We start from the raw sequence: 17,148 nt of genomic DNA on the forward strand, positions 1-17,148 counted from the left end.
GCACGGCGGTCGTCGGCTTCCGTCACGCCCGAACCATGCGAGCGATCGACACGAAATCGCCGGCGATCGGGGGTGACTACCGCCGAAACGGCCGCGGAGAAACACTACCCTTTTGACCCTGCTGTCGGTAACGAACGGTATAATGGGCCGACGCAAGAAGATCGTTCAAGAGTGCGAGCGGCTGATGGACAGCCCGGAGAACATCCGGAACATCGCCATCGCCGCCCACGTCGACCACGGCAAGACGACCCTCTCCGACAATCTGCTGGCCGGCGCCGGCATGATCTCCCAGGACACCGCGGGCGAACAGCTCGCGATGGACACGAAGGAGGACGAGCAGGAGCGCGGTATCACCATCGACGCGGCGAACGTCTCGATGACGCACGAGTACGAGGACACGAACCACCTCGTCAACCTCATCGACACGCCCGGCCACGTCGACTTCGGGGGCGACGTCACCCGCGCGATGCGCGCGGTCGACGGCGCACTGGTCGTCGTCGACGCCGTCGAGGGCGCGATGCCCCAGACCGAGACGGTGCTCCGGCAGGCGCTTCGCGAGGGCGTGAAGCCGGCGCTGTTCATCAACAAGGTCGACCGCCTCATCTCCGAGCTCCAAGAGGGGCCCCAGGAGATGCAGGAGCGGCTGATGTCCGTCATCGCCGACGTCAACGAGCTCATTCGCGGGATGGCCGAGAACATGGACGACATCCCCGAGGACTGGACCGTCTCCGTCGAGGGCGGCACCGTCGGCTTCGGCTCCGCGCTGTACAAGTGGGGCGTCTCGATGCCGTCGATGCAGCGGACCGGTATGGACTTCGGCGACATCATGGACCTCGAGAAGGCCGACAAACGCGACGAGCTCCACGAGCGCACGCCGCTGTCGAACGTCGTGCTCGACATGGTCTGCGAGCACTTCCCGAACCCGGTCGACGCACAGCCCCGTCGTGTCCCGCGCATCTGGCGCGGTGACGCCGACTCCGAGCTGGCCGACACGATGCGGATGGTCGACGAGGACGGCGAGGTCGTCTTCATGGTCACCGACATCTCGATGGACCCGCACGCGGGCGAGATCGCGACGGGCCGCGTCTTCTCCGGCACGCTGGAGAAGGGCCAGGAGCTGTACGTCTCCGGCACCGCGGGCAAGAACCGCATCCAGAGCGTCGGCCTCTTCATGGGGTCGGAGCGCGAGGAGGTGGAGCACGTCCCGGCCGGTAACATCGCGTCCGTCACCGGGCTGCGAGACGCCATCGCCGGCTCCACGGTCTCCTCCGTCGAGATGACGCCGTTCGAGTCGATCGAGCACATCTCCGAGCCGGTCATCACGAAGTCCGTCGAGGCGCAGAACATGGACGACCTGCCGAAGCTCATCGAGACGCTTCAGCAGGTCGCGAAGGAGGACCCGACGATCCAGATCGAGATCAACGAGGACACGGGCGAGCACCTCATCAGCGGGCAGGGCGAGCTCCACCTCGAAGTGATCACCCAGCGGATCCGCGACAACCAAGGGATCCCGGTCATCACCGGCGAGCCGATCGTCGTCTTCCGCGAGCAGCCCCAAGAGGCGTCCCGCGAGGTCGAGGGGGTCTCGCCGAACCGCCACAACAAGTTCTACATCACCGTCCAGCCGATGGATCAAGACATCGTCGACGCCATCCAGCTCGGCGAGGTCTCGATGGACATGCCCGAACTGGAGCGCCGCGAGGCGCTGCAGGAGGCCGGCATGGACAAGGACACCTCCCAGAACGTCGAGGACATCCACCGGACGAACATCCTCATCGACGACACGAAGGGGATTCAGCACCTCAACGAGACGATGGAACTCGTCTTAGAGGGCCTCCAGGAGGCGCTCGACGACGGCCCGCTCGCCGCCGAGCCGGTCCAGGGGTCGCTGTTCCGCCTGCACGACGCGAAGCTCCACGAGGACACCATCCACCGCGGGCCCGCGCAGGTCATCCCCGCCGTCCGCGACGCGGTCCACCGCGCGCTGATCGACGGCGAGGTCCGCCTGCTCGAGCCGATTCAGGACGTCCGGATCGACGTCCCCTCGGAGCACATGGGCGCGGCGTCCGGCGAGATCCAGGGCCGCCGCGGCCGCGTCGACGACATGTACCAGGAGGGCGACCTGATGGTCGTCGAGGGCATCGCGCCCGTCGAGGAGATGATCGGCTTCTCCTCCGACATCCGCTCGGCCACCGAGGGTCGCGCCTCGTGGAACACCGAGAACGCGGGCTTCCGCGTCCTCGTCGACAACCTCCAGCGCGAGAAGATAATGGAGATCCGCGAGCGCAAGGGGATGAAGCTGGAACTGCCGCAGTCGATCGACTACTTCTAAGCGTCGGTCGGCCCGCGGTCGCGGTTTTCTTCGGTTAAGGGGTCTTCTTCGGTTTGGCGGTCTTCTTCGATTTTGCGGCGTTTCCTCGCGACCGAGAGAGCCGTCTCGCCGAATCCGGATCGGATTCTCGCGGCCGCAGTCACCCGACGAAGGTGACCGTCTCGGTTATCTCGCACCGGAGGGTCCCGACCTCGATCCGACCGCCGATCCCCCGTAGCCACGTTTTCCGTACCGGAACGGTAACGTTCGACTCCATCGTCGCGGTCGCTCCGGTCCCGTCGCCGTCGGCGGGCCCCGAGTAGTTCAGGATCGGATTCACGGCTCCTCGGCCGCTCCCCGGCTCGAACGCGTGGCGGATCTCGGTGCGTCCGGACACGTCCCCGTCCGTCGTGTCCCCGTAGGCGTTGGCGTTCGAGAAGAAGGCCGTTCCCGAACCGTCCCCGTTCAGTCTGAGACGGAGCGAGAGGCGCGGTCGTCCGAGGGCGTAGTTCCAGTCCCGACTGTCGTCGTCCACGGTCGCCTCGTAGCTGACGATGCGGAGCCCGCCGTCGTGGAACCGGTCGGAGCCGTCGTTCGGTCCCTGCACCGTCAGTACGAGGGTCGCGTCGACGCCCTCGCCGGCGAACCGATCGGTGTCCTCGTCGATGATCGCCCAGTCTCCGTGCCCGCCCTCGACGGGAGGGCCCCACGAGGGCGATTCGTCCGGCGATCCGGTCGTTTCCATCGCCAGATCCGCCCCGATCAATCCCGCGATTGCGAGCGCGACGTACTTCAGAACCGGTCGCCTGTCGGTGGCGGTCGGACCCGATTCTCTGTCGGTGGAGGGCATCAGCGCGGACGGTACCGCTGCTGTCCGAAAATGTCTTTTGCCTGTTTCGAGACTGAAACGCCCACCGTACCCGCGGATCTCGACCGAACACGTCTCTCCCCGTCGAACCGTCCCCGCCGCCCCCGTGCGGTTCGTTCACACGGAGGCGGGCGAGGCAACGCCTGCCATCGCCGAAGGCTTATACCCGATCCCCCGACTCCTTTCGGGTATGCAGACGGGCACGACTCCCGCTCGGCGCATCGCGACGGAGCCACCAAGCGACCGCTCCGCGTCGCCGACAGGACCGTGCCGGATCGCGATCGCAGGAGTAATTGCTCCACCCGCCTCGGCGCGCCGCACGGAGGTGGCGGCGTGAGCGACGACCGCGACGGCGCTCCCGAGGAGGCGGCGGACGACGACGCCAGCCCCGACGGGGGGCACGCCTCGGCGACGCCGTCGACGCACACGGTGCGGCTCGAACTCGTCGACGAGCCCGGACAGCTGCTCGCCGCCCTCCGGCCGATCGCCGACAACGGCGGGAACCTCCTCTCGATCTACCACGAGCGGGGGAACAAGACGCCCCGGGGCCGAATCCCGGTCGAGGTCGACTTCGAGGCGACGCAAGAGCGCTTCGAGGGGATCGTCGAGGCGCTCCGGAGCGAGGGCGTGAACGTGATGCAGGCGGGGACGGAGCGGTACGCCGAGGAGGTGACGCTGCTCCTGTTCGGCCACCTCATCGACACCGACCTCTCCGACACGCTCTCCCGGATCGAGGCCTGCGCGTCGGCGTCGGTCGCCGACGTGTCGCTCGCGGCGCCGCAGGGGACCGAGGAGGCGTCGAGCGCTCGGCTCCGCCTGGAGGCCCGCGCCGGCGAGACGGAGGCCGCGCTCGCGGCGGTCCGGGAGCTGGCCGAGGAGAAGGAGCTGCGCCTGGTCGAGCCGCTCACGGGGGTGGAGGCGTGAGACTCGCCGTCATCGGCGCGGGCGCGGTCGGGCGCTCCGTCGTCGATCTCGCGAGCGAGTACGGCCACGAGGTCGTCGCCGTCGCGGACTCCTCGACGGCGGTCGTCGCGGACGGGACGGGCGGCCGGGACGCCGGCGTCGACCCCGACGCCGTGGTGGCCCGGAAGGCGGAGCGGGGGATCGTCGGCGACGCCGACCCCGCGGACGCGCTGGCGGCCGACTACGACGTCCTCGTCGAGGCGACGCCGACGACGCTGGGCGACGCCGAGCCCGGCTTCTCGCACGTGACTCGCGCCCTGGAGCGCGACCGCCACGCCGTGCTCGCGAACAAGGGCCCGGTCGCGGAGCGCTTCGGCGACCTGCGGGCGGCCGTCGCCGACAGCGCGGGCGAGATCCGGTTCGAGGCCACAGTCGGCGGCGCGATTCCGGCGGTCTCGACCGTCGAGGACATCGAGCCCGGCCACGTCACGGCGGTGCGCGGCGTGCTCAACGGGACCGCGAACTTCATCCTCACGCGGATGGCCGCCGAGGGGCTCGACTACGAGCACGTGCTCGCGGAGGCGCAGGACCTCGGCGTCGCCGAGGCGGACCCCTCCTTCGACGTCGACGGGACCGACGCGGCGCTGAAGTGCGTCATCCTCGCGAACGTGCTCTCGTTCGGCGCGGCCGACGACCCGGCCGACGCTCGCGAGTTCACGCTCGAGGACGCCGACGTCTCCGGGATCCGCGACGTCCCCGGCTCGGCGCTCCGGCTCGCTGCCGAGGACGGCCGGACGGTCCGGCTCATCGGCGAGGCGACCGGCGAGACGGTCCGGGTCGCCCCGCGGCTCGTCCCCGAGAACGGGACGCTCGCGGTCTCGGGCACCCAGAACATCGTCCAGATCGAGACCTCGCACGCGGGTCGGCTCAACATCTCGGGACGCGGCGCCGGCGGCCCGGAGACCGCCAGCGCGGTGCTCGGGGACGTCGGGCGACTGGAGTAGCGATTTTCACCCCGTTTCGGGGGACGACCGACCCTCTCGCAGTCGAACCGCGTGACCGGGACCCCTACCGTGTGTCCCGCTGACGTGCCCCGCGTTGTCGAGAATCGCCTGACTGCGTCGCGATGGTCTGTGAACCGTATCGAAACCGTTTTAGTGGAATCAACCGAAACTTACTCACAGAGCGCCTTAGCGCGTGATTACCCCATGAGTGACAAACCGCACCAGAACCTGGCCATTATCGGCCACGTCGACCACGGCAAGAGTACGCTCGTGGGTCGCCTCCTCTTCGAGACGGGGAGCGTCCCCGAGCACGTAATCGAGCAGCACCGCGAGGAAGCCGAAGAGAAGGGCAAGGGCGGCTTCGAGTTCGCCTACGTGATGGACAACCTCGCCGAGGAGCGCGAGCGCGGCGTCACGATCGACATCGCCCACCAGGAGTTCGACACGGACAACTACTACTTCACCATCGTCGACTGCCCGGGCCACCGTGACTTCGTGAAGAACATGATCACGGGCGCCTCGCAGGCCGACAACGCGGTGCTCGTCGTCGCGGCCGACGACGGCGTCGCGCCCCAGACCCGAGAGCACGTGTTCCTGGCCCGCACGCTGGGCATCAACGAGCTCATCATCGGCGTCAACAAGATGGACCTGGTCGACTACCAGGAGTCCACCTACAACGAGGTCATCGAGGAGGTCAAGAACCTGCTCAACCAGGTCCGCTTCGCGACCGACGACACGACATTCGTGCCGATCTCCGCGTTCGAGGGCGACAACGTCTCCGAGGACTCCGAGAACACTCCCTGGTACGACGGCCCCACCCTGCTGGAGTCGCTCAACGACCTGCCGGAGTCCGAGCCGCCGACGGACGCGCCGCTCCGACTCCCCATCCAGGACGTGTACACCATCTCTGGTATCGGGACCGTCCCCGTGGGACGCGTCGAGACCGGGATCCTCAACACCGGCGACAACGTCTCCTTCCAGCCGTCCGACGTGGGCGGCGAGGTGAAGACGGTCGAGATGCACCACGAAGAGGTGCCCAAGGCCGAGCCCGGCGACAACGTCGGGTTCAACGTCCGCGGCATCGGCAAGGACGACATCCGTCGCGGCGACGTCTGTGGCCCCGCCGACGACCCGCCGAGCGTCGCCGAGACGTTCAAGGCGCAGGTCGTCGTCATGCAGCACCCGTCGGTCATCACGGCCGGGTACACGCCCGTCTTCCACGCCCACACGGCGCAGGTCGCCTGTACGATCGAGTCGATCGACCAGAAGATCGACCCGTCGTCCGGTGAGGTCGCCGAGGAGAACCCGGACTTCATCAAGTCCGGCGACGCCGCGGTCGTCACCGTGCGCCCGCAAAAGCCGCTCAGCATCGAGCCGTCCGGCGAGATCCCGGAACTCGGCAGCTTCGCCATCCGCGACATGGGTCAGACCATCGCGGCCGGCAAGGTGCTCGAAGTCAACGAGCGATAATCGATGCAGCAGGCACGCGTCCGCCTCGCCGGCACGAGCCCCGAGGACCTCGACGACATCTGCGACGACGTCCGCGAGATCGCGGACTCGACGGGGGTCGCCCTGTCGGGCCCGATCCCGCTGCCGACGAAGACGCTCGAGATCCCGTCGCGAAAGTCCCCGGACGGTGAGGGGACGGCGACGTGGGAGCACTGGGAGATGCGCGTCCACAAGCGTCTGATCGACATCGACGCCGACGAACGCGCGCTCCGCCAGCTCATGCGCGTCCAAGTGCCGAACGACGTCAGCATCGAGATCGTTCTCGAAGACTAAGCGCTAGGGCGTATTTCGCTCTCTCCGCATTTTCTACCGCCGTCAGCGACGGCGCCGCGGTCTCCTCTCCACTCGCGTCACCGAACGTCCAGCAGTCCGGCTCGTCCCGAGAGGAGGCCGCAGAACGCGCCGACGGCGTGAGCGATCAGCGCGACGCCGGGCGCCGCGGTCGTCGCGGTGAGCGCGACGGCGGCGAGCCCGAACAGCGCGAACTGCGCGCGCGGCGGGAGCCGCAGTCGGTCGAACAGCGTCGCGGTCACGACGTTGCCGGCGAGAAGGTAGCCGCCGAGCGCGAAGACGGCGCCGCTCAGCCCCAACACGGCGGTCGGCGGACCGATCAGCCCGCCGAGCATCACCTGCGCGATCCCGGCGACCGCCCCGGTCGTCACCACGAACGCGTGGAACCGCAGTCGCGTCGTCCGGCGCTCGACGAGGGGGCCGACGAGGAGCAGCGCGAGGCCGTTCGCCAGCAGGTGGCCGACCGACCCGTGCGCGTATACGCTGGTGACGACCGTCCAGGGCGCCAGCGAGAGCGGGGTCGACAGCGCGAGGAGCCCGGCGAGGCCGACGAGGCGCAGTGCGCCCTGCACGACTCCGACGAGCGCGGCGGCCGCGAGGGTTTCCAAGGTGGCCCGCATCGACGGGACTTCGCGCCGGACGGACTTAAGCGCGGCCGCGTCGGTCGGATCGCGGCGGTCAGATCACGTCGTCCGGAGCGTGAGCCGCCGCCATGCGGTCGGCCTCGGCCGCGTACCGCTCGCGTTCGGCGGGGTCGTCGACGCTCCCGACGTTCTCCGGGTCGGCGTCGACCGCGGCGGTGGTGTCCCGGACGTCGGTGAAGGAGGTGAGGGCGCGCTCCTTCCGGAAGTAGCGTTTGCCGTCGGGCGTGGCGTAAGTGAGGATCACCATGTTCTGCTCGTCGTCGGAGTACGTCCGCTCGACGAGCCACATTCGGACGGAGTCGGACATGTGTGATATTTTGATAGACGCACAAAAGCGCTTTTCGGCAGTCGGCAGTTCGCGGGAACGCGGTCCGGTCCGTCCCGTGGCGGCGGTCGCACACGGTCGCCGAACCGTCAGCGTTATATGTTTTAGGGCAACCTAAATCAACGCATGACCGTCGAACGGCGCCTCGAACGCCCGCGGACCGGTGAGAGAGCCGGTCGGTTCCGAACGGCCCGACGCCGGGGGTCGCGCCCGTGACCGAGGCCGGCCTCCGGGCGCGGCTCCGCGCCGAGCTCTCGCGGAAGCGACTCACCCTCGTCGGGACGCTCTTCGTCGTCGGGCTCAGCGCGGCGATCATCGCTCGGAGCCTCGACGCGGACGCGGTGGTCGGCGCGGTGACGGCGGCGGACACGACGCTCCTCGCCGCCGCGCTCGGCGTCTACCTGCTCTCGTGGCCGCTCAGGGGGCGGCGGTACGGCGACGTGCTCGCGGCGATGGGCCGGCGCTGCCGGACCGGCTTCCTCACGGCGACCGTGTTCGCCAGCCAGACCGCGAACCTCGCCGTTCCGGCGCGGGCCGGGGACGGCGTCCGCGCGTACCTGCTCAAGGAGCGCCGGGACGTGCCGTACCCGACCGGCGTCGCCTCGCTGGCCGTCGAGCGCGCGTTCGACCTCGTGGCGATCGGCGCCCTGGGCGGCGTCGCGCTCGCGCTCCTGTTTCTGACCGGTCGGTCGCCCGGGTCGGGAGCGTCCGTCGGCGCCGTCGCGCCGTCGACCGCGCTCGCGGCCGCGGCCGGTATCGCGGTCGTCGCCGCGGTGCTCTCGGTCGCGACCGTCGCGGTCGCCCGGAGCGACCGGCGGTTCGGCCGCGCGCTCCGCGACCGCGTATCCGGATCGCGACTCGCGGGGGCCGTCGACGCCGCCGTCCGGTTCGGCGCGTCCGTCCGCGTCGTCGCCGCCGATCCCCGGCGCCTCGGTGCGGTGTTCCTCTGGAGCCTCGGGATCTGGGCGCTCGACGTCCTCACGGCGGTGCTCGTGCTCGCCGCGCTCGTGGGCGGGCTCGGTGGGATCGTCCCGGCGCCGACGCTGCTCGTCGTCGGGACGCTCGCGGTCAGCGTCGGCAACCTCGCGAAGGTGCTCCCGCTCTCGCAGGGCGGGATCGGGCTGTACGAGGCGGCGTTCACCGGCCTCGTCGTGAGCGCGACCGGGCTGCCCGTCGAGACGGCGCTCGCGGCGGCGATCCTCGACCACGCGCTGAAGAACGCCGTCACGCTCGCCGGCGGCGGAGTCGCGGCGCTCGCCCTCGGCCTCTCGCCGACGGCCGGGCCGACGACGGGCGACGAGCCGACTCCCCCGGCGAAGGCCGACGGGGGAATCCCCGCTGACGGACCGGAAGCGGCCGACGAGGGAGAGTCGCCGAGCGCCGGACCGCCAGATTTTTAGGTTAGCCTAAAAACCTCGGTGTATGGAAAAACGCCGCTCAGCCGCCGCGAGCGGGGACATCTGTGTGATCGTCCCTACGATCCGAGAGTACGAGTGCCTCCGCGAGTACGTCGCGAACGCCCGAGAGCACGGGTTCGACGTCTCCCGGCTCCACTTCGTGCTCGTCACCGAGGACTTCTGTGACGTCGACGAGATGCGCGCGATGCTGGACGACCTCGACGTCTCCGGCGAAGTGTTCGACGGCAGCCGCCGCGAGGAGTGGTACGAGGCCAACGGCGTCGCGGAGTACGGCCACGTCGTCCCGGCCGCCAGCCACGCCGAGACGAGCTTCGGACTGCTCTACATGTGGGCCGACGACGCCTTCGAGTACGGCCTGTTCATCGACGACGACACGCTCCCGCACGACGACGAGGACTACTTCGGGCGCCACATGGAGAACCTCGCGTTCGAGGGTTCGATCGAGTCCGTCGGCTCCGACGAGAGCTGGGTGAACGTCCTCTATCAGAACGCCGACGAGCACGGGCTCTACCCCCGCGGCTACCCGTACTCGGCGATGGACGAGACGGTCGAAACGGGCACGGCCGAGATCGAGGCGGGCGAGGTCGTCGCCTCGCAGGGACTGTGGACGAACGTCCCCGACCTCGACGCGGTCCGGATCCTGATGGACGGCGACTTGGAGGGCCAGGCGCAGACCCGGACGACCGCCGACGACTTCGGCGGGGACTTCGTCGCCGCGCGCGGCAACTACCTCACCGTCTGCTCGATGAACCTCGCGTTCCGCCGCGAGGTGATCCCCGCGTTCTACCAGCTCCCGATGGACGACAACGAGTGGGACGTGGGCCGCTTCGACGACATCTGGAGCGGCGTGTTCCTCAAGCGCGCCTGCGACGTGCTCGGCAAGCGGATCTACAACGGCCGGCCCCTCTGCGAGCACAACAAGGCCGCCCGCTCGACGTTCGACGACCTCCACAACGAGGTCGCCGGGCTGGAGCTGAACGAGCACCTCTGGGAGCTCATCGACGACGCGGGGGCGGACGCCGGCGACTACGCCGCCGTGTACGCCGCGATGGCCGACCGACTGGCCGACGGCGAGTTCGAGGAGTACCGGAACGGTGCGTTCTTCACCCACGTCGGCGAACACATGCGCGACTGGCTCGACTGCCTCGACGCGATCCGCCGGGCGCCGGCGGTCGCGGACGACTGAACCGACACCACTAAGTCGATTTAGGTTAGCCTAAAACACATGACTCACCACTTCTCAGACGACGTGGACCGCCGGCGGTTCCTCGCGGCGACGGGCGCCCTCGGCGCGGCCGGGATCGCGGGTTGCATGGGCGGCGACGACGGCGACGGCGACGCCGAGGGGTCGATCGGACAGATCGGCTCCGGCCGCGCGGGGCGCGGGGCCCCCGGCGGCACCCCCATCGCCGAGATGCCCGACCTGGAGGGCGAGCTCACGGTCTACTCCGGCCGCGGGGAGTTCCTCGTCGGCGAGCTCGTTGAGTACATCGACGACCAGTACGACGGCTTCGACCTGACCGTCAGGTACGGCGGCTCCACCGACCTCGTCAACCAGATCGCCAACGAGGGCGACGGGTCGCCGGCCGACGTGTTCTACTCGGTGAACGCCGGGTCGCTCGGCGCGCTGGCCGACGAGGGACGCACGCAGGCGCTTCCCTCGGAGATCACCGATATGATCCGATCGGAGTTCCGCACCGAGCAGTGGATCGGCACGTCCGGTCGCGCCCGCACCGTTCCGTACAACACCGAGGAGTTCTCCGAGGGGGACCTCCCCGACGACGTCATGGCCTACCCGGAGGAGTTCGCCGGCACCCTCGGCTGGGCGCCCTCGTACGGCTCCTGTCAGGCCTTCGTCACCGCGATGCGGCTCATCGAGGGCGAGGAGGCGACGCTCGACTGGCTGGAGTCTGTCGTCGAGTCAGGCATCAGCAGCTACCCCGACGAGTTCGCCGCCTGTCAGGCGATCGCCGACGGCGAGATCGACGCGGCGTTCACGAACCACTACTACATTCAGCGCGTCCTCGACGGCAACCCCGACGCGTCGATCGGCACCGCGTTCACGAGCGGCGACGCCGGCGCGGTGTTCAACGTCGCCGGCGCCGCGGTCATCGACACGGCGAGCGACGCGACCCTCGCCCAGAACTTCGTCCGCCACCTGCTGTCGGCCGAGGCGCAGGACTACTTCGCCCGGACGACGTTCGAGTACCCCCTCATCCCCGACGTGGAGCCGATCGGGGACCTCCCCTCGATCGACGAGCTCGACGTCCCCGACATCGACCTGACGCAGCTGTCCGACCTCGAACCGACGATCGACCTCATGCGCGAGGCCGGCGTCGAGGTGTAGGTCCGCGCCGCCGCCCGTGGCCTCTCCTCCGGCCCTCCGCCGTCCCCGCCGGCTCGCCCGCCGCCTCGCGAGCGGCGCCCGCGTCCGGCTGGCCGAGGCGGACCGCCTGACGCTGGCGGCCGCCCTCCTCACCGCCGCGACGGGGGCGGTCACCTTCCTCGTCGCCGCGACGCTGTTCCGCTACCACTCCGTCAACCACGACGAGGCGGTGTACCTCACGCAGGCCGCGCTGCTGCTCTCCGGCCAGCTCGAGATCCACGCCGGCGCGCTGGCCGACGCCGTCCAGCCGTGGTTCTTCATCGAGGACGGCGGGCGGCTCTACCCGAAGTATAACCCCGTCCCCGCCGCGATGTACGCCGTCTCGATGGCGCTGTTCGGCGAGCCGCGGGTGACGCTCGCGGCGGTCGCCGCCGGTAACGCGGCGCTCGTGTACCTGCTCGGGTCGACGATATTCGAGCGGCGGGTGGGTCTCGCCGCCGCCGTCTGCTTCGTCGCCTCGCCGCTGGCGCTCGTCACCTCCTCGGTGTTCCTCCCGTACGCGCCGACGACGTTCCTGAACCTCCTGTTCGCGGTCGCGTACCTCCGGAGCGTCCGCGACCGGTCGCTCCCGCTCGCGGGGCTCGCGGGCGTCGCGATCGGGCTCGCCTTCTTCGCCCGGCCGTACACGGCGGTGCTGTTCGCGGCGCCGTTCATCCTGCACGCGCTCGTCCGGACCGTCGCCGCGGTCAGGGCGGTCGTCGCGACCCGAGAGGTCGTCGCGGTCCGGGACGTCGGGAGTCCGTCGCTCCGGCTCCCCGGCACGGTCCGTCGCCACGGCCTCACCGCCCTGTTCGGGACGCTGTTCGTCGGCGTCACCCTCGCGTACAACCTCCGGATGACCGGCTCCCCGCTGACCTTCCCCTACGAGGCGTTCGCGCCGATGGACGGCCCCGGATTCGGCGAGCGCCGGATCCTCGGCCACAGCGAGGAGTACACGCCCGAACTGGCGCTTCGATCGAACGGATATGCGCTGTGGTACCTCGCCACGCGGTGGGTCGTCGCCGGGCCGCTCGGGACGCTGCTCGCGCTCGCCGGCGGCGGACTGGCGGCGCGCGGGTGGCTGTCGGGGCGGGGCGCGCTCGGGTCCGGTGGCGACGCTCAATTCGAGCGCACCGCCGGTGTCTTGGTCGCCGGCGTCGCCGGCTCCGTCGTCGTCGGCAACCTCTTCTTCTGGGGGACGAACAACCTCCTCGCGACGCTCTCGGATCCGACGGACGGGCTGGTCGCCGGCTTCGGGCCGTTCTACCACTTCGACCTCCTCGTCCCGCTGTCGCTCTTCGCCGGCGTCGCCGTCGTCGCCGGCGGGCGGGGGCTCTCCCGGCTCCGAGCGCGGCTCGCGTCCCGCGTCACGCCGGGAACCGCGCGGGCGGTCGTCGCCGCGCTCGCCGTCATCGCGGTCCTCGGCGGGGCGCTCGGCGCGGCGGCCGCGGCCGAGGCGCCGCTCGACCGGCACGCGTCGCACGCCGAGAAGTACGAGACGGCCTACGCGCCGATCGAGACGGCCGAGTTCGACGACGACCTCGTGTTCGTCCCCACGCCGTACGGCGAGTGGCTCGGCCACCCGTTTCAGGCGCTCCGGAACGAGCCCGGGCTGGACGGGCCGGTCGTGTACGCGCTCGACCGCGACCCGGTCGAGGACTTCGCGGTGATCGACGCGTACCCCGACCGCGAGTTCCACCGCTACGCGTACCGGGGCGAGTGGACGCCGGACCCGACCCGGCACGTCACCCCGAAGCTCGAACCGCTCGACGTCCGGGAGGGGTCGCGGGTCGGCGCGGAGACGACCGTCGGCGTGCCCGACCGCGTCCAGCGCGCGGTCGTTCGACTGGAGACCGCGCGCGGCGACGGGGACGCCGAGTACGGCGTGCGCGATCCCGACGGCTCGCTGACGGTCGACTGGTCGCTGACGCCCGCCGGCGCGCGGTTGGCCGGCGCGCCGAACGCGACCGCCCCGATCGACCCCGCGGGCGACGAGGTGATCGTGACGGTGACGCTCGTCGACCCCGCGGGCTCGACGTTCACCTACCGGCAGGAGGCGACGGTCCGGGCGACGGACGAGGGGACGGTCGAGGCGATCTGGCCCCCGGAGCGCTCCGTCTGCCGGCTCGCGGTCGCGTGCGGATCGGAGGAGACGTATCTGCCCGACGACCCGGACGCCCACGCCGAGTGGGTTGCCTTCGAGACGGACGCCGAGGCGAGCGAGGCAACGTGAGCTGACCGCTTATAATTCGTGGCCGTCGCTCGCGGTTTCGAAAACGCCGCCGGCGGCGGTCCGCTGTGCCCACAGCGTCCGTCCGGACCGCCGTCCGGCGTCCGCGACGCTCTGCGCGGCCTCAGAGCCGCCGCAGCCGCTCTTCGACGCACACCGTCACGATCGACTTGGCGATGGCGGCGCCGCCCTCGATCGGGTCGAGCTTCGTCTCGCCGAGGCGCTCGGCGTAGTCGATCGGGCGCTCGCGCACGTCGCGGCCGCGCATCAGCGGGCGGATGAGGAGCTCGGCGGAGAGGCCGGTGTTCTCGGTCCACTCGATGCCCTCGACGACGTCGCGGCGGTACGCGCGCATCCCGGTGGTGGTGTCGCGGACGCGCTCGCCCATCAGGACCGACGCGAGGAGCGCGAACGCGTGGTTGCCGAGGCGATTGAACGCCGGCATCGCCTTCGCGCCGTGGTAGAGCCGGTCGCCGCTGACGACGTCGGCGCCGTCGTTGATCGCCTCGAGGAACTCCGGGAGCGCCTCCATCGGGTAGGTGTCGTCGCAGTCGGTCGTGACGACCACCGGACGGTCGGGCGCGAGGATCGCCTCGCGGACGGCGACGCCGTACCCCTGCGGCTCCTGCTCGATCACCGTCGCGCCGTGTTCGCGGGCGATCTCCGGGGTCCGATCCGAGGAGCCGTCGACGCAGACGACCTCGGCGCGTCCGCCGGTGACCTCGTCGATGTCGTCGAGGACCGTCGCGATCGCCTCCTCTTCGTTGTACGTCCCCATCACGACGCTGACGTCGTCGAAGGTGTAGTGCTCGGCGTCGTCGGCGGCGGTCGCCGTGTCGCCGTTGGAGGTCGCGTCGCCGTCGGCGGTCGCCGCGTCGCCGTCGGGGGTCGCATCGCCGTCTGTCGCCGCATCGTCCCCCGTCTCGTCGACCTCGGCGGCCGACCCGTTCGCGCTGAGTGATCCGCTCATTACCTCGTACGGGTCGCCCCACCCACTTGAGCTTTTAGGTTTGCCTAAAACAGAGTCAGAACCGGCGCTCGACGTCGTCGGCGACGCGCAGCGCCAGCGCGGCGATCGTGAGCGTGGGGTTCATCGCGCCGCCCGTGGGGAACACCGAGCTGGACGCGATCCAGCAGTTGTCCAGGTCGTGGGTCCGGCAGTCGGCGTCGACGACGCCCGCCTCGGGGTCGTCGCTCATGCGGGTCGTGCCCATGTGATGGTAGGCGGGGCCGGTCGCGTCGGGGCCGGCGACCCACTCGATCTCCGCGCCCAGCTCCTCGAGGACCGACCGCTGGATCTCGTTGGCGCGCTCGATGGTCCGGAGCGCCCGGTCGCCGACGCGCCAGTGGATCTCCGGGACCGGGTTGCCGTGACCGTCGGTGCGGTCGGAATCGAGCGTCACGTAGCTGTCCGACCGGGGGAGCTGCTCGACGAGTCCGCCCATCGCCACGTGAGTGCCGTAGCCGTCGCGGAGCCGCTCTAAGAGGGCGTCCCCCCAGTCGTCGCCGGTCAGCGCCATCTCGACGGGCGAGGGCCCGGCGTAGTTGAAGAACTCCAGCTTGAACGGGGCGGTCTGCGCGTCGGCCTCGTCGTAGAACTGGTCGCAGGCGCTGGTGTAGAACCCGACGTGGTTCTGGCGCGTCGGCTCGTCGAGGGTGCCGCCGACGCCCGCGAACAGGTGGTCCATGAAGAACTTCCCGACTGTCCCGCTGGAGTTCGCCAGGCCGTCGGGGTAGTCGTCGGACTCCGAGAGGAGGAGGAGCCGCGGCGTCTCCACGCCGCCGCAGGCGACGACGAACGCGTCGGCCGCCTGCCTGTGCTCCTCGCCGTCTGGCGTCGCGTACACCGCGGCCGTGACGCGGTCGGCGTCGTGCTCCAGCCGCTGGACGGGCGCGCGGTCGATCACGGTCGCGCCCCGCTCCTCCGCGCGCTCGGCGTGGACGGTCGCGTCGTACTTCGCGCCCGCCGGGCAGACGGGCTGGCAGGTGCCGTAGCCGACGCAGGCGGAGCGGTCGTCGTACGGCTCCGAGTTGCGCGCGTTCGGCACCGAGTGCATGTCGATCCCCAACTCCTCGCACGCCTCCGCGAACAGCGAGTCGCTGTAGGAGGGCTCGAACGCCGGCATCGGGTGCGGCTCCTCGCGCGGCGGCGCGTAGGGGTTGTCCGAGGCGCCGGCGACGCCCAGCTCGCGCTCGGCCTCGGCGTAGTACGGCCGGAGGTCGGCGTAGTCGATCGGCCAGTCCGCGCCGACGCCGCGCGCCGTCTCGGAGGCGAAGTCGTCCTCGTGGAGCCGCATCACCATCCCCTGCCAGTGGAGCGTCGACCCGCCGACCCCCTTGACGCGGGCGTGGTTCAACGGGTAGAACCGCTCGCCGGCGTTGCTGTAGGCGTCGCGCTCGCCGCCGCCGCCCCACACGTCGGGCCGGTCGTAGCTCGGGCGGATCGCCCGCTCCTGCCGCGCGAGTCGGTCGGCGGGGTCGAATCGGGGCCCCGCGTCGAGGACCACGACCTCGCGGTCCGCGGCCAGCCGGTCGGCGACGAGCGCGCCCGCGGGACCGGCGCCGACGACGCAGACGTCCGCGTTCGCGACGGGGGATCGGTCGATGTCGCGGACCGCCTCGCGATCGGTCCCTCCCCCTCGGGCGTCGCCCGCGCTCATCGCGGTCCCCGCCGGTAGCTCTCGGTCCCGCCGGGGTGTCCCTGCGGGTTCTCCAGTCCGACCAGCTCCCCGCCCGTCGGCGAGGCGTACAGCGCCAAGAGCAGTTCGTTGACGACGTAGTAGCGCACCCGCTCCGCGAGCGTCCCGTCCGGGTCCTCCGCCGCCGTGTCGGCGCCGACCTCTCGGAGGAGCCTGTCGCGGTCGCGCTCGGTGAGATCCGCGACCGGCGCGCCGTGCCACGAGCGGGCGGCCGCGTCGAGTTCGCCGACCGCGGCTCGAATCCCCTCCGCGTGGGTCGACCCGTCGAGGCGCCCGTCGAGGAAGCCACCGACGAACGCCTCGACGCCGTCGATCTCGCTCGGATAGAGGACCGTCGCGACCGCGGTCATCGACGCCCGGACGGCGGCCTCGTCGGGGAGGCTGTCGCCCCCCTCGCCGCCGTCGGCCGCGTCCCCCCCGGCTCCGGGACCGTCGCTCGTCCGCCGGGCCGCGAGGGCGACCCCCCCGGTCGCGCCGACGGCGGCCAGCGCGGCCACCGCGTCGCGACGCGTCAGTTCCATATTCGGTTTAGGCCTCCCTAAACTATTATATCCGTCGGACCCGATCGACGACCGAACCGG

General features: G+C 70.7%; 15 protein-coding genes. 9 read left to right on the forward strand and 6 right to left on the reverse strand.

Annotation, left to right across the window (positions count from 1 at the left end):
* Nucleotides 1-142: 142 nt before the first annotated feature.
* Complete coding sequence (locus DJ75_RS16180; protein ID WP_094525448.1) at nucleotides 143-2,332, forward strand: elongation factor EF-2; 2,190 nt, start codon at nucleotides 143-145, stop codon at nucleotides 2,330-2,332.
* A 139-nt stretch (nucleotides 2,333-2,471) separates the two neighbouring features.
* Here DJ75_RS16180 and DJ75_RS16185 read toward each other — a convergent pair whose 3' ends face one another.
* The gene (locus tag DJ75_RS16185; protein ID WP_094525449.1) at nucleotides 2,472-3,161 is read right to left on the reverse strand and encodes a hypothetical protein; all 690 of its coding nucleotides are present in this window, start codon (nucleotides 3,159-3,161) and stop codon (nucleotides 2,472-2,474) included.
* A gap of 351 nt (nucleotides 3,162-3,512) precedes the next feature.
* Here DJ75_RS16185 and DJ75_RS16190 point away from each other — a divergent pair, with 351 nt between their 5' ends.
* The 4 genes from DJ75_RS16190 (at nucleotide 3,513) to rpsJ (ending at nucleotide 6,868) form a co-directional block, all read left to right on the forward strand.
* Nucleotides 3,513-4,103, forward strand: a complete 591-nt coding sequence (locus DJ75_RS16190) for an ACT domain-containing protein (RefSeq protein ID WP_094525450.1) — start codon at nucleotides 3,513-3,515, stop codon at nucleotides 4,101-4,103.
* The gene (locus tag DJ75_RS16195) at nucleotides 4,100-5,086 is read left to right on the forward strand and encodes a homoserine dehydrogenase (protein ID WP_094525451.1); all 987 of its coding nucleotides are present in this window, start codon (nucleotides 4,100-4,102) and stop codon (nucleotides 5,084-5,086) included. The genes DJ75_RS16190 and DJ75_RS16195 overlap by 4 nt, the downstream gene beginning before the upstream one ends.
* A gap of 204 nt (nucleotides 5,087-5,290) precedes the next feature.
* Entirely contained in the window at nucleotides 5,291-6,556 is a 1,266-nt protein-coding gene (gene tuf / locus DJ75_RS16200; RefSeq protein ID WP_094525452.1) for a translation elongation factor EF-1 subunit alpha, read from the forward strand.
* Nucleotides 6,557-6,559: 3 nt separating this feature from the next.
* Nucleotides 6,560-6,868: a 30S ribosomal protein S10 gene (gene rpsJ, locus DJ75_RS16205; protein WP_004048854.1), complete on the forward strand. Its 309-nt coding sequence runs from the start codon at nucleotides 6,560-6,562 to the stop codon at nucleotides 6,866-6,868.
* A gap of 77 nt (nucleotides 6,869-6,945) precedes the next feature.
* Here rpsJ and DJ75_RS16210 read toward each other — a convergent pair whose 3' ends face one another.
* Nucleotides 6,946-7,506, reverse strand: coding sequence for a rhomboid family intramembrane serine protease (locus DJ75_RS16210; protein ID WP_094525453.1), 561 nt, complete (start codon nucleotides 7,504-7,506; stop codon nucleotides 6,946-6,948).
* Nucleotides 7,507-7,564: 58 nt separating this feature from the next.
* Entirely contained in the window at nucleotides 7,565-7,837 is a 273-nt protein-coding gene (locus DJ75_RS16215; protein ID WP_094525454.1) for a hypothetical protein, read from the reverse strand.
* A 230-nt stretch (nucleotides 7,838-8,067) separates the two neighbouring features.
* Between DJ75_RS16215 and DJ75_RS16220 the strand changes: the two genes are divergently transcribed.
* The 4 genes from DJ75_RS16220 to DJ75_RS16235 are packed head-to-tail and all read left to right on the forward strand — an operon-like array spanning nucleotide 8,068 to nucleotide 13,871.
* Nucleotides 8,068-9,255, forward strand: coding sequence for a lysylphosphatidylglycerol synthase transmembrane domain-containing protein (locus DJ75_RS16220; protein WP_094525455.1), 1,188 nt, complete (start codon nucleotides 8,068-8,070; stop codon nucleotides 9,253-9,255).
* A 22-nt stretch (nucleotides 9,256-9,277) separates the two neighbouring features.
* Nucleotides 9,278-10,459, forward strand: coding sequence for an alpha-1 4-glucan-protein synthase (locus tag DJ75_RS16225; RefSeq protein ID WP_094525456.1), 1,182 nt, complete (start codon nucleotides 9,278-9,280; stop codon nucleotides 10,457-10,459).
* 39 nt (nucleotides 10,460-10,498) lie between these two features.
* The gene (locus DJ75_RS16230) at nucleotides 10,499-11,620 is read left to right on the forward strand and encodes an extracellular solute-binding protein (protein ID WP_094525457.1); all 1,122 of its coding nucleotides are present in this window, start codon (nucleotides 10,499-10,501) and stop codon (nucleotides 11,618-11,620) included.
* Between the two features lie 16 nt (nucleotides 11,621-11,636).
* Nucleotides 11,637-13,871, forward strand: coding sequence for a glycosyltransferase family 39 protein (locus DJ75_RS16235; RefSeq protein WP_094525458.1), 2,235 nt, complete (start codon nucleotides 11,637-11,639; stop codon nucleotides 13,869-13,871).
* A gap of 121 nt (nucleotides 13,872-13,992) precedes the next feature.
* Here the strand turns inward: DJ75_RS16235 and DJ75_RS16240 are convergent, their stop codons facing one another.
* The 3 genes from DJ75_RS16240 to DJ75_RS16250 all read right to left on the reverse strand — a co-directional run bounded on the left by DJ75_RS16240 (nucleotide 13,993) and on the right by DJ75_RS16250 (nucleotide 17,088).
* Nucleotides 13,993-14,646, reverse strand: a complete 654-nt coding sequence (locus DJ75_RS16240; RefSeq protein ID WP_249269112.1) for a dolichyl-phosphate hexose transferase — start codon at nucleotides 14,644-14,646, stop codon at nucleotides 13,993-13,995.
* A 247-nt stretch (nucleotides 14,647-14,893) separates the two neighbouring features.
* Nucleotides 14,894-16,528 (reverse strand): GMC family oxidoreductase, encoded by a 1,635-nt coding sequence (locus DJ75_RS16245; protein ID WP_094525460.1) that lies wholly within the window; start codon nucleotides 16,526-16,528, stop codon nucleotides 14,894-14,896.
* Entirely contained in the window at nucleotides 16,525-17,088 is a 564-nt protein-coding gene (locus DJ75_RS16250; RefSeq protein WP_094525461.1) for a gluconate 2-dehydrogenase subunit 3 family protein, read from the reverse strand. The genes DJ75_RS16245 and DJ75_RS16250 overlap by 4 nt, the downstream gene beginning before the upstream one ends.
* Nucleotides 17,089-17,148: the final 60 nt, after the last annotated feature.

This window comes from Halorubrum sp. Eb13, from assembly GCF_002252895.1.
In the GTDB taxonomy this organism is placed as follows: domain Archaea; phylum Halobacteriota; class Halobacteria; order Halobacteriales; family Haloferacaceae; genus Halorubrum.

Bases quoted from the DNA above. Each gene is read 5' to 3' on its own strand.
- DJ75_RS16180 (WP_094525448.1), top strand. From the start codon at position 143: ATGGGCCGACGCAAGAAGATCGTTCAAGAGTGCGAGCGGCTGATGGAC.
- DJ75_RS16185 (WP_094525449.1), bottom strand. From the start codon at position 3,161: ATGCCCTCCACCGACAGAGAATCGGGTCCGACCGCCACCGACAGGCGA.
- tuf (WP_094525452.1), top strand. From the start codon at position 5,291: ATGAGTGACAAACCGCACCAGAACCTGGCCATTATCGGCCACGTCGAC.
- rpsJ (WP_004048854.1), top strand. From the start codon at position 6,560: ATGCAGCAGGCACGCGTCCGCCTCGCCGGCACGAGCCCCGAGGACCTC.
- DJ75_RS16210 (WP_094525453.1), bottom strand. From the start codon at position 7,506: ATGCGGGCCACCTTGGAAACCCTCGCGGCCGCCGCGCTCGTCGGAGTC.
- DJ75_RS16215 (WP_094525454.1), bottom strand. From the start codon at position 7,837: ATGTCCGACTCCGTCCGAATGTGGCTCGTCGAGCGGACGTACTCCGAC.
- DJ75_RS16225 (WP_094525456.1), top strand. From the start codon at position 9,278: ATGGAAAAACGCCGCTCAGCCGCCGCGAGCGGGGACATCTGTGTGATC.
- DJ75_RS16230 (WP_094525457.1), top strand. From the start codon at position 10,499: ATGACTCACCACTTCTCAGACGACGTGGACCGCCGGCGGTTCCTCGCG.
- DJ75_RS16240 (WP_249269112.1), bottom strand. From the start codon at position 14,646: ATGGGGACGTACAACGAAGAGGAGGCGATCGCGACGGTCCTCGACGAC.
- DJ75_RS16245 (WP_094525460.1), bottom strand. From the start codon at position 16,528: ATGAGCGCGGGCGACGCCCGAGGGGGAGGGACCGATCGCGAGGCGGTC.
- DJ75_RS16250 (WP_094525461.1), bottom strand. From the start codon at position 17,088: ATGGAACTGACGCGTCGCGACGCGGTGGCCGCGCTGGCCGCCGTCGGC.